10 protein-coding genes and 1 pseudogene are annotated in these 10555 nt (G+C 70.1%); 6 read left to right on the top strand and 5 right to left on the bottom strand.

The features are described 5' to 3' along the window. Positions 1-153 precede the first annotated feature (153 nt). Together ACFWTE_RS20030 and ACFWTE_RS20025 are read right to left on the bottom strand one after the other, a co-directional pair. Positions 154-1509, bottom strand: a complete 1356-nt coding sequence (locus ACFWTE_RS20030) for an MFS transporter (protein WP_378781102.1) — start codon at positions 1507-1509, stop codon at positions 154-156. A gap of 34 nt (positions 1510-1543) precedes the next feature. Then, positions 1544-2488, bottom strand: coding sequence for an SDR family oxidoreductase (locus ACFWTE_RS20025; protein WP_378781101.1), 945 nt, complete (start codon positions 2486-2488; stop codon positions 1544-1546). 285 nt (positions 2489-2773) lie between these two features. Here ACFWTE_RS20025 and ACFWTE_RS20020 point away from each other — a divergent pair, with 285 nt between their 5' ends. The 3 genes and pseudogenes from ACFWTE_RS20020 to ACFWTE_RS20010 all read left to right on the top strand — a co-directional run. Continuing rightward, positions 2774-3613, top strand: a complete 840-nt coding sequence (locus ACFWTE_RS20020) for a helix-turn-helix transcriptional regulator (protein WP_378781100.1) — start codon at positions 2774-2776, stop codon at positions 3611-3613. Between the two features lie 427 nt (positions 3614-4040). Beyond that, positions 4041-4325 (top strand): hypothetical protein, encoded by a 285-nt coding sequence (locus tag ACFWTE_RS20015; protein WP_378781099.1) that lies wholly within the window; start codon positions 4041-4043, stop codon positions 4323-4325. After that, positions 4214-4669, top strand: a pseudogene (locus ACFWTE_RS20010) (HipA domain-containing protein); the annotation flags it as partial. The gene ACFWTE_RS20015 and the pseudogene ACFWTE_RS20010, both read left to right, overlap by 112 nt. Positions 4670-4711: 42 nt before the next feature. On the opposite strand, the gene ACFWTE_RS20005 reads toward ACFWTE_RS20010, so the two are convergent. Further along, the gene (locus tag ACFWTE_RS20005; RefSeq protein WP_378781098.1) at positions 4712-5581 is read right to left on the bottom strand and encodes a helix-turn-helix transcriptional regulator; all 870 of its coding nucleotides are present in this window, start codon (positions 5579-5581) and stop codon (positions 4712-4714) included. A 103-nt stretch (positions 5582-5684) separates the two neighbouring features. On the opposite strand from ACFWTE_RS20005, the gene ACFWTE_RS20000 reads away from it, so the two are divergent. Then, positions 5685-6395, top strand: a complete 711-nt coding sequence (locus tag ACFWTE_RS20000) for an SDR family NAD(P)-dependent oxidoreductase (RefSeq protein ID WP_378781096.1) — start codon at positions 5685-5687, stop codon at positions 6393-6395. Between the two features lie 31 nt (positions 6396-6426). Further along, entirely contained in the window at positions 6427-6609 is a 183-nt protein-coding gene (locus ACFWTE_RS19995; protein WP_378781095.1) for a hypothetical protein, read from the top strand. 277 nt (positions 6610-6886) lie between these two features. Here ACFWTE_RS19995 and ACFWTE_RS19990 read toward each other — a convergent pair whose 3' ends face one another. After that, positions 6887-7954: a methyltransferase gene (locus ACFWTE_RS19990; RefSeq protein ID WP_378781094.1), complete on the bottom strand. Its 1068-nt coding sequence runs from the start codon at positions 7952-7954 to the stop codon at positions 6887-6889. 168 nt (positions 7955-8122) lie between these two features. Next, positions 8123-8536 (bottom strand): nuclear transport factor 2 family protein, encoded by a 414-nt coding sequence (locus ACFWTE_RS19985; RefSeq protein WP_378781093.1) that lies wholly within the window; start codon positions 8534-8536, stop codon positions 8123-8125. Positions 8537-8821: 285 nt separating this feature from the next. Between ACFWTE_RS19985 and ACFWTE_RS19980 the strand changes: the two genes are divergently transcribed. Beyond that, the gene (locus ACFWTE_RS19980; protein ID WP_378781091.1) at positions 8822-10354 is read left to right on the top strand and encodes an HD domain-containing phosphohydrolase; all 1533 of its coding nucleotides are present in this window, start codon (positions 8822-8824) and stop codon (positions 10352-10354) included. The last annotated feature ends 201 nt before the right edge of the window (positions 10355-10555 follow it).

The following is a 10555-nucleotide window of genomic DNA, read 5'->3' as shown; positions in this document are numbered from 1 at the left end:
GGGTGCTGCACGAACTGCCGGTCTCCTGGGAGGGCTGGGGCGGCCCGAGGGCCCGGGCCAGGGGTGTCTCCCCCTGTCCTGGCCCGGGCAGACGGGGTGGGGCCGTGGTCTCCGGGCCTGGTGGCGGCCCGGCGGTGTACGGGTCCGGGCCGATCAGCCGTGGACCCTGGTCCGTGCGCTGCCGCCGTGGGTGTCGCTGCTCTCGGCGATGTCGCTCAGGACCACGGAGGCGGCGAGCTCGTCGCGTGCGGCGAGCTGGTCGAAGCCGCTGACGGCGGGGTAGACGTAGCGGCCCAGGGTCGCGATGAGGATCGCGCCGACGACGAGGATGACCATCAGGACGGGGATGACGGGGTCGTAGGAGCCCAGCAGGTCGTACCCCAGTCCGAGGAGCAGCGGCCCGAACGCGGTGCCCAGGAGGAACGCGGCCTGGACCACGCCCAGGATGCGGCCGAAGTAGCGCGTGCCCAGGTAGCGGCTGATGAGCAGGGCGAGCAGGTCGCCCTCGATGCCGAAGGCGATGCCGATGAAGGCGACCGCGACGGCGGCGCTGGAGAAGGGCGGTTGCAGGAAGAACATGCCCGCGATGGGGGCGATCATCACGATCGGACCGATGACGGACGCGTGCACGCGGTCGACGATGAGGCCGCCGGCGACGCGGCCCACGAGAGAGGCGAGACCGAAGACGACCAGCAGGGAGCCCGCCTGCTCGGCGGTCAGCCCGCGGTCGGTCATCATCGGTACGAGGTGGACCTGGAGGCCGTAGACGACGACCCCGGCCAGGCCCAGCCCGAACGCGATGGCCCAGAACTGCCGGGTGCGGACGGCCTCGCCGACCGTCAGGCCGGGGAGTTCGAGGCTGACGTCACGGCCCTCCACCCGTGTCTCCTGGACGAGTCGTCCTCGGACGTGTCGTTCCGCGCGTGCGCGCACGAACAAGGTGACCATCGTGACCGAGACCAGGACCGAGATCAGCGCCATGACGCCGTACGTCATCCGCCATCCGACGTTCTCGATGAGCGCTCCGGCCAGCAGCGGGGCCAGGGCCGAGCCCAGCCCGATGAGGCCCGTCGCCACTCCGACGGCGAGGGCGCGGTTGTTGTCGAACCAGCTCACCACCGCTCTGGTGGCGGGCACGGCCGTCCCGGCGCCGAAGAAGCCCACGAAGAAGCACGGGATGAGGTAGACCCACTCGATCGGCGGTACCAGCCCGACCAGTGCCATCGAGGCCGCGAACAGCACGAACCCCGGCACGAGGATGTAACGCGCGGCGAAGCGGTCCACGAGCTGCGCGACGATGATCAGGCCGATCGCCATCCCGACCGCCGCGACCGAGAACGCCCCGGTGACGGTCGTGCGGCTGAAGCCGGTCTCCTCGACGATCGGCAGTACGAACAGGCCGATGGTGGCCAGGTACATCGGGGGGCCGACGGCGTTGGCGGTGCCACCGCCGACGACCACCCACCAGGGGCTCCTGGGCTTCGATGCGCGAGGGGTGACAGTGCTCATGTGTTTTCTCCCGGGGTGGTCGTGCGAGCGGTGGTCAGGAGGTGGAGAAGGAGACCTTGGTCAGTTGCTCAGAGGCCTGCCAGACGCGCGCGGCCTCCTCCTCGCTGCGCAGCGGCGGGTACAGCCGATGTGCGGCCGGCGGGCCGCCCAGGTTCCCGGGGCCGCTGGGGCCGTAGAGCACGCCACGTTCGGCGTCGGGGTCGGTCGCGGCCATCAGCGCGGGCAGCGTCGCCGTCTCGACGGTGCCCAACAAGACCCCGCGCGCCGACAGGGCGCGGATCAGACGCATCTGCGGGGCGTCCTGGGTACGGCCGAGTTCGGGGCGGGCGGCCAGGAGGCTCGTGGGGGCTATCCCGGGGTGGGACAGGTTGCTGGTGATGCCCCACCCGTGAGCCTTGCTGCGCCGTTCGAGTTCGAGGCCGAAGAGCCCGAACGCGATCTTGGACTGGCTGTACGCGCGCATCCCGTGGTAGGAGAGTTCCCAGTTCAGGTCCTCCCAGTTGATGGCGCCACGGCGCGCGGCGACACTGACCTGCGAGGTCACCCGTGCCCGGCCGGCGCGCAGCAGCGGGAGGAGGCGGCCCACCAGGGCGAAGTGGCCGAGATGGTTGGTGCCGAACTGGATCTCGTAACCGTCGGCCGTGGTCTGCCGGTTCGGTGGCCTCATCACGCCGGCGTTGTTGATCAAAAGGTGGATCGGCCTGCCCTCCTCACGCAGGGCGTCGCCCAGGGCCGCGACCGAGTCGAGGGAGGACAGGTCGAGGCTGCGCAGCGAGACGTCCGCGCCGGGTGCCGCGTGCCGGATCTTGGCGATCGCGTCCTCGCCTTTGCGCTGGTTGCGCACGGGGATGATCACCTCGGCACCCGCGGCGGCCAGCCGCGCGGCCATCCCCAGCCCCATCCCGTCGCTCGCACCGGTGACGACGGCGCGTTTTCCGGTCAGATCCGGCACGGTGATGTCGATGGGTCCACGTGGCATGGTCCTGCTCCTTCATCTGGTGACTGTGAATGCGCCGGCGTGCTCTCGTCGCCGGGGCGGTCCGGAACTCTCGGTCTGCGCGGGCGGTCCCGGCGCAGGCGGGTCTGACCGGGCCCTGCACCGATCCTCGACGGATGGCGCAGACCTATCCAGGACCTCCCGATCACAGGCTCGCCAGGCCGCCCCGGCGCTCCGTATGGGGGGATCGGCGGGGCGTGGCTACTTCCGTCCGCAAGCGGTAGACATGCGGTGGGAACGGGGCAGTACCCGAGAAGGAGGGGCGTCGTGATCGATCGCACCGGGCTGGCGGAGTTCCTCCGCAACCGGCGTCAGGCACTGCAACCGGAGGACGTCGGCCTGCCGCGCGGGCAGCGCCGCAGGACCGACGGGCTGCGGCGCGAGGAGGTCGCGGCGCTGTGCCACATGTCGGCCGACTACTACTCCCGCATGGAGCGGGAACGCGGCCCCCAGCCGTCGCAGCGGATGCTCGCCTCGATCGCCCAGGGGCTGCACATGTCACTCGACGAGCGCGACCACCTGTTCCGCCTCGCCGGTCACAATCCGCCCCCCAGGGGCACGTCCAACGGGCACATCAGTCCCGGGCTCCTGCGTGTGCTCGACCGCCTGGACGACACGCCCGCCGAGATCGCCACCGAGCTCGGCGAGACCTTGCGGCAGTCCCCGATGGGCGTCGCGCTGACCGGGGACACGACGCAGTACACGGGGCCCGCCCGCAGCGCGGGGTACCGGTGGTTCACCGATCCCGCCGCCCGGCAGATCTACGCGCCGGAGGAACACCCGTTCCTGACCCGGATGTACGCCTCGGGGCTGCGTGAGCTCGTCACCCTCCGCGGCCCGAAGTCCCAAGCCGCCCACCTGACCGAACTGCTGCTGGCCCGTAGCGAGGAGTTCCGGCGGGTGTGGGACGACCAGGAGATCGGGATACGCCCCCACGACGTCAAACACTTCGTCCACCCCGAGGTCGGCGCGCTGGAGCTGAACTGCCAGCGGCTGGTCGACCCCGGCCAGGCCCACCATCTGAGGGTCTACACCGCCGTCCCCGGCACCGAGAGCTACGAGAAGCTCCAGATGCTGTCGGTCATCGGCGCTCAGACACTCCGCTGACCCCAGGGTCGGAGGTGTCCGCGCGCCCGCGGCGTGGAGCGGCGGCAGGGACGAGTGGTGACACCACCCCGACCAGAAACGATGCCGGTGTGACGGGAGGGTCTTTGGCCTCGATGCTCTTGTACTGACAGCCGTTTTTGACGCCCAAACGCGCTATAAGTACAAGATCACGGCGGAGGGACGGAACCGCGACCCTTTCTGGTTACCGCGCAAAGAGTAGTGAAGCCGACCCATAAACCGCCGAGTAGGACCGCCCACACGGCCGGGGCCTCGAACAGGCAGCAGAACAGAATAGTGATGCCGAGGGGGATTCGGCACGGTGTGTCCATGTAGATATGGTTTCTGAACCAAGACCCAGAGGGACAGCTGCCCGGAAAACTGAGGCTGTTTCAGGGGCCTGTGCGGCCCCGCATTCGAGGAGAGTTCCGTGTCCCCTGTTCAGATCATCCGTACGGTGGCCATCGCGTTGATCGCCGGTGGTGGGGCTCTGGGGTTGATTCCCAGCGGGTCGTGCGGTGCGGGTTGGTGGGCCCCGGTCAACGCCGACAGTTCCTACGGCTGGTTCGGCTACGGGGACGGGCCCACCGTGCTGACCGGTGGGTGTGGGACGGCCATGGCACCGGTGGGGTCGTGGGCGATCGCGTTGATCGTGGTCGGGGCGACCCTGTTGGTGGGGGCGCTGATCAACACCCGTACTGGCCGAGGACGCTGAAGCGGCAGGTCTGCCGTCCCGTTCGACGCGCGCTCCCCCTCAAGGGTGTGGAGCAGGGCGGGGCGTCGGGGCGCCCGGCAGGTGGGGAGGCACTGACGGAGGCCGGTGGCGGGCTGCCGCGAACCATCACGGTTTGTCTCGTGCCGGGTGTGATCGTCGCCAAGAGCACCTCCACCCGGTTCGGTGACCAGTGGGCCATCGTGATCGACCGCTTCGACCGGCCCCTGGCCGGCGGTCGTGTCCCGCGCACCCACCAGGAGGACTTCGCGCAAGCGTGCGGGCGCATGCCCGCGCACAAGTACGAGTCCCGCAACGGTCCTGGGCTGGCGGACATGATGCGGATCATGAGCCGGTTGCCCGTACCCGTCCGCCCCACGAGTTCGCGGTCAGGACGCCGCCGAGCGCGGACTGTGTCGGCCGAGGGCCTGGGTTCCGATGGTGTTCAGCAAAGCGAACTGGTCGGCCGTGACGGTGCCCGATGGTGGGGAGCAGACGGCGATGCGCAGGTCGTTGCCGGGGACGGTGAGGGTGTCGCAGTCAACGGTGACCTGTCCGAGGCCGGGGTGGTGGACGGTTTTGCTGTCGGTGGTGTGGAAGCCGACCACGTGGGAGTCCCAGAGGTCGTCGAAGCGGTCGCTGGCGTTGCGCAGGTCGTTGATCAGTGCTGTGAGCCGGTTGTCTCCGGGGTACCGGGCGGCGGAGGAACGCAGGTCGGAGACGAGGGCGGTTTCGAAGCGGTCCTGTTGGTCGGGGGTGTGGGTGATACGGGTGGGCTGGTGGGTGAAGTGCCGCCAGGCGATGTTGCGTTCCTTGCCGCGCCAGGGGGAGGGGTCGCCCATGAGGGCGGCCCACAGGTGGTTGAAGGAAATGAGGTTCCAGGCGGCGTCGTGGACGCTGAGCGGGCTTCCGTTGAGCTGGTCGAGGAGCCGCTGGACGCTGGGCGGCACGTGCGGGGAGACCTGGCCGCCGGTGGGCGGTGCCTGGTCGGCCAGCAGGTAGAGGTGGTCGCGTTCGGTCTCGTTCAGGCGGAGGGCGCGGGCGAGGGAAGCGAGCACCTGCGTGGAGGGGGCGGTGGCACGGCCCCGCTCCAAGCGGACGACGTAGTCGACGGACAGTCCGGCGAGCTGGGCGAGCTCTTCGCGGCGCAGCCCGGGAACCCTGCGCACCCCGCCACGGGGAAGGCCCAGGTCTTCGGGGTCGGTGCGGTCACGCCAGTGGCGCAGGGCCTGGCCGAGGGCCACGGGATCGTCGTTCATGTGTCCATTGTCCGCCGATCCGGCGTGAACAGCCTGGTACTGGTCGACCCCCCGCTGAGGAGGGCTCTCCCTGTCTTGTCCGGCGCCGTGCAGGCTGAGCGGCATGACAACAGTCACCGTGATCACCGGAGCCAACAAGGGCCTCGGATTCGAAACGGCCCGCCGCCTCATCGAGGCGGGCCACACCGTCTACGCCGGAGCCCGCGACGCCCACCGCGGCGAGCGGGCTGCCAAGGCCCTCGGAGCCCGACCGCTGCTGGTCGACATCACCGATGAAGCGTCCGTTGCCGCAGCCGCCGCGCAGGTGCGCGCCGAGGCGGGCAGGGTCGACGTCCTGGTCAACAACGCGGGCATCGCCGGCCCCGCAGCCCCGGCCGGCGAGCTGACCGCCGCCGACCTGCAGTACGTCTTCGACACCAACGTCTTCGGCGCCGTGCGCGCCATCCGCGCTTTCCTGCCCCTGCTCCGGCAGGCGGACCGACCCGCGATCGTGAACGTCTCCAGCGCCCTCGGCTCGCTGACGATCAACGCCGACCCGGCCGCCCACAGCGATCTGCTCCCGGCATGGGCGCCCCTGCTGGCCTACAACGCCTCCAAGGCCGCGCTGAACATGCTGACCGCCGTCTACGCGCAGTCCCTCCCGCAGATCAGCGTGGTCTCGGTCGACCCCGGATTCACCGCGACCGACCTGAACGGCCACCAGGGCACCCAGAGCGTTGAGGAGGGCGCCGCGGCGATCGTCGCCGCGGCCACCGCCGGGTCCGGCACGCCGACCCCTGCCTTCGTCGGAGCCGCCGGTCCCGTGCCCTGGTGACTCCTCCGTTCGATCCGCCGCCGGCCGCGCCGTGGCTGTACCGCATCACCCGCTCGTCTACAACAACGTCTACATCTTCCGTATCGATGTCGTCGACGGCCTCATCAGGAAGGTGTGGGAGTACACCAACCCTGTCGCCTACGCCAACCTCGGCATCGCCGACTCCGACTCCGACTCCGACTCCGAGGCCGAAGCCGCGGCCCAGGCCAACTGACCCGCGGATGCTGTGACCGTCGGCCCTTCCGGCAGGCAGGAGGGGCCGACGGCAACGCATGAGCTCCCTCCGGGGAGGCCGAAACGGCCTCCCCGGAGGAACGCTGATCAACTCCCGGACGCGCAAGGCCGTCCGCACTGCGGGCACTTCCCGAACGAGTCCGCGGCTCACACGTGCGTCCGCACCGCACCGGGCCGCAGGCGACTGCCGGAGGTCGGACGGGGCCGCACGGAAGTGTGCGCTGCCTCGCGAACATCGACTTCTCAGGGCACTGGCCTCACTGCCCCGAGCGAGGCTTGGACGGTGCGAGCTCCAGGACGGAGACCAGGGACGCGGAGGGCACCGTCCTGGTCAGCGTCAGGCCGGCACGCTCGAAGAGGTTCTCGAATTCGTCGAGGCTGCGCTCGCGTCCGGTCGACAGCGCCATCATGTTGAGGTCCATCAGCGGCTCCAACCCGGGTGTGCCCACCTCGTCCACGAGGAGCTCCATCACCAGCACGCGTCCACCCGGTTCGAGTGATTCCCGGCAGTTGCGCAGGATGCGTACGCAGGCGTCGTCGTCCCAGTCGTGCAGGACGAACTTCAGCAGATGCACGTCCCCGGGCGGCACCTCCTCGAAGAAGTCACCGCCGACGAAGGCGAACCGGTCCGTGACACCCAGGTCCGACGCGGAGGCGTCCGCCTCGGCACTCACGTGCGGAAGGTCGAGGACCACGCCGGTCAGTCCGTGATGCCGCTGCATGAGCGTCTGGACGAGGTTCCCGCCGGCGCCACCGACATCCACGACGACCTCGGTGCCCTTGAGGTGGATCACGTCCGCCAGTTGGTGGGCCAGGCTGCGCGTCATGGCGGTCATGGCGTTGGTGAACACCTCGGCTTCTGCGGGGGCGGTGGCAAGCCAGTCGAAGAAGGAGGTACCGAGGGCGTCCTTCGCCTGGGTGGTACCGCTGCGGATCGCACCCGACAGCCGCCCCCAGGGCAGCCAGTGCGACTCGGCTCCGCCCCACAGCGCCAGGTCCCGCAAGGAGCCCGGGGCGTCGGTGCGCAAGGTGTCGAGCAAAGGCGTACTGACGAACCGCTCCCCGTCCGTCGACGCGGCGAGCCCGAGGGAGGCGCAGGCCCGCAGGAACCGGAAGGTCGAGTCCGTGTCCAGTGACTCCGCCGCGGCCACTTCGGAGGGCGTGGCACCGCTGGCGTACAGGTGGTCGGCTATGCGCAGCTCGGCTGCGGTCCGCACCACTTGGGTGACCCAGTACCCCGTCATCATCTGGAGCATGCGCCCCGTGTCGTCCCGGGGCGGTTCGGCGGAACCCGCCGCGACGAAATCATGCTCGAACAAGGTCATGTGCTGCGTCTTTCGATTCGGTTCGGACAGATGCGGAGCCGAGGACACCCGATCGGATCGCTCCCACGACGCCGGGAGTCCGCCCGGCGCCGGAGATCCACGAGCGCGGCGTCGTACGCGCGGCGCCGCGCCCCGCGTGCCTCCACTCGGCTGCCGGGGAGAGCCGGTTCACATCGCGGCGACCATGGTGTGGGTGTCGAGAACGGTCTCGAAGTGCACGGGGACGCCGTCCCGCAGCCGCCACATGTGCGCGAAGCGGGTCCGCATCGGCTTCCCGGTCGCCAGGTTCGTGGCGCTGTAGTGGCCGAGTGCGATGACGCGGTCCCCGGCTTCCATGATCTCCGCGGGCGCGACGGTGAAGTCCTGCCACTCGGTGACGAAACGGGAGAACACGTTCTCTAGTACCTCCTCGCGTCCCCGGTACGTGCCTCCGTAGTGCAGGCCCGGCGGAACGACCCATTCGATCCGCTCGTCGAGTCCCGCGAGCAGGGCGGTGACGTCACCCTGAGCGAGCGAGCTGTACAGAGCTTCCACCACCGCACACCCTGAGGCGGTGTGTTCGTCGTGCTGGCGCGTCGTCATGTGGTGCCTCCGTGCAGTGTTGATGGACGGCCGACGCGTTCCGGTAGCCTCCGCCGCGGTGCGGAACGCGGGTTCCGGGCACTGCGGCCGAGCACGCGCCCGCCTCCGCAACCCTCCTCTTCAACCGACCGGCGGACATCGGCTGATCGACCTATAACGCTGGCCCACCCCTCAGGGGGGAGCGTTCGCTCTCCTCGTATCGCGGCTGCCGATGCGCATCCTGTGCGTGAGGGGCGGTGTGCGGACATGTCCGAGACGCGAGAAATGGACGGTTACGCTTGGGCGGTGCAAGACATTCGGTTGGCCGAGGTGCTGGCGGCGCTGTCCCTGACGACTGACTTGGCTGCGGGTATGACCTTCGAGAAGGGGCTGCGTACCTGCGTTGTCGCCACGGTGTTCGCCCGCGACGTCCTCGCGGGTGACCGGGAGACCTGCCGGGCGGTCTATGAGACGGCACTGCTGCGCTCGGTCGGCTGCACGTCGTTCGCTCCCGAGCTCGCGGCGGTCTTCGGCGACGAGGTGGCGTTCCAGAGCGCGCTGAAGCACCTCGATCCGGGGGATGACGTGCCCCTGACCGAGCAGTTGCTCCGGCTCGGCGGCTGGACGCGAGAGAAGGCCCAGAGGTTGACGGACACGCTGACCCAGGTCCTGCCCACGGTCGGGGTGGAGGCCATGCGCAACGGCTGCGAGGCCAGCCAGGTGCTCGGTTCGGGTCTCGGCGCGATGCCGCAGACCCTCGCGGCCTTGAACGATGTGTACGAGCGATGGGATGGACAGGGCATCCCCCTCGGAACCGCCGGTGAGAAACTTTCCTTCGCGACCCGGGTCGTCCACGTCGCCGAACAGGCCGTTCTGGCCCATGCGAAGGGCGGCGAGCCGGCCGTGGTCTCGGAGGTGGCCCGGCGCGCCGGCGGCCACCTGGATCCCGCACTGGCGCGTGCGTTCGCAGCCGACGCCGCGAAGGTGCTCGCCCCGCTTCGTCACCCCGACGCCATCGCCTCCGCGATGGCCGCCGAACCGCCTCCGTACGCCATGGTGTCCGCCGAGGAGGTCTCCGACCTGTGCGCGGTCCTCGGCAGGTTCGTGGACCTCAAGGGCAAGTGGCTGGTCGGACACAGCGAGCACGTCGCGCGGCTGGCGGAGGGCGCCGGCCGGCTGGGGAGCCTCGCAGCCGATGAGGTGACCCGCTTGCGTCGCGCGGCTCTGCTCCACGACCTGGGACGGGCCGGGATCTCCGCCGACGTGTGGGACCGGCCCGGGCCGTTGAACACCGCTGACATGGAGCGGGTGAGGATGCACACCTACTGGACCCAGCGCGTGCTGGAGCGTGTGCCCTCGCTCGCTCCGCTGGCACCGATCGCCGCCGCACACCACGAGCGCGGCGACGGCAGTGGCTACCACCGCGGTGACTTCGGGACCCGTACCTCTCTTGCGGCCCGTATCCTCGCCGCCGCCGACGTGTTCGCCGCACTGACCGAGCCTCGGGCGCACCGGGACGCCTTCACCGTCGACGAAGCCGTCGAACACCTGACGCGCGAGGCGGACTCCGGCACTCTGGACCGCGCCGCCTGCGACCTCGTGCTCCGGGCAGCGGGCGAACGGCCGTCCCGGCCCCACCGTCCGGCCGGGCTCACGGCGCGGGAGATCGAAGTACTACGGCTGGCCGCCCGTGGGCTGACCAACCAGCAGATAGGTGCCGAGCTGTCCATTTCGAGCCGCACCGTGGGCCATCACCTCGGGCATATCTACGACAAGACCGGGCGGCGGACCCGGGCCGGGGTGGCCGTCTTCGCCATGGAGCAGCAGCTCCTGCCCTGACCGGCGAACACGTGGCATGAACGGTTTTCCTCCACCTCCGACCCGGTGCGCACCTGCCGTCCACGATGTTCCCCGTCGAGGCGGGCGGGCCAGCGGTATAGGTCGATCAGCCGATGTCCTCCGGTCGGGTCTCCAGCAGAATCTGCGGAGGCGGAGCATGAGCCCGGCCGGGCTGCCCACGGTCCGGGAGAACGACCGGTC

Source organism: Nocardiopsis sp. NPDC058631 (assembly GCF_042716955.1).
Lineage (GTDB): Bacteria > Actinomycetota > Actinomycetes > Streptosporangiales > Streptosporangiaceae > Nocardiopsis.
This window is presented reverse-complemented; position numbering and strand designations above follow the sequence as displayed.

Excerpts from the sequence above, each read along its gene's own strand:
- ACFWTE_RS20030 (WP_378781102.1), bottom strand. The coding sequence starts at position 1,509 with ATGAGCACTGTCACCCCTCGCGCATCGAAGCCCAGGAGCCCCTGGTGG.
- ACFWTE_RS20025 (WP_378781101.1), bottom strand. The coding sequence starts at position 2,488 with ATGCCACGTGGACCCATCGACATCACCGTGCCGGATCTGACCGGAAAA.
- ACFWTE_RS20005 (WP_378781098.1), bottom strand. The coding sequence starts at position 5,581 with ATGAACGACGATCCCGTGGCCCTCGGCCAGGCCCTGCGCCACTGGCGT.
- ACFWTE_RS20000 (WP_378781096.1), top strand. The coding sequence starts at position 5,685 with ATGACAACAGTCACCGTGATCACCGGAGCCAACAAGGGCCTCGGATTC.
- ACFWTE_RS19990 (WP_378781094.1), bottom strand. The coding sequence starts at position 7,954 with ATGACCTTGTTCGAGCATGATTTCGTCGCGGCGGGTTCCGCCGAACCG.
- ACFWTE_RS19985 (WP_378781093.1), bottom strand. The coding sequence starts at position 8,536 with ATGACGACGCGCCAGCACGACGAACACACCGCCTCAGGGTGTGCGGTG.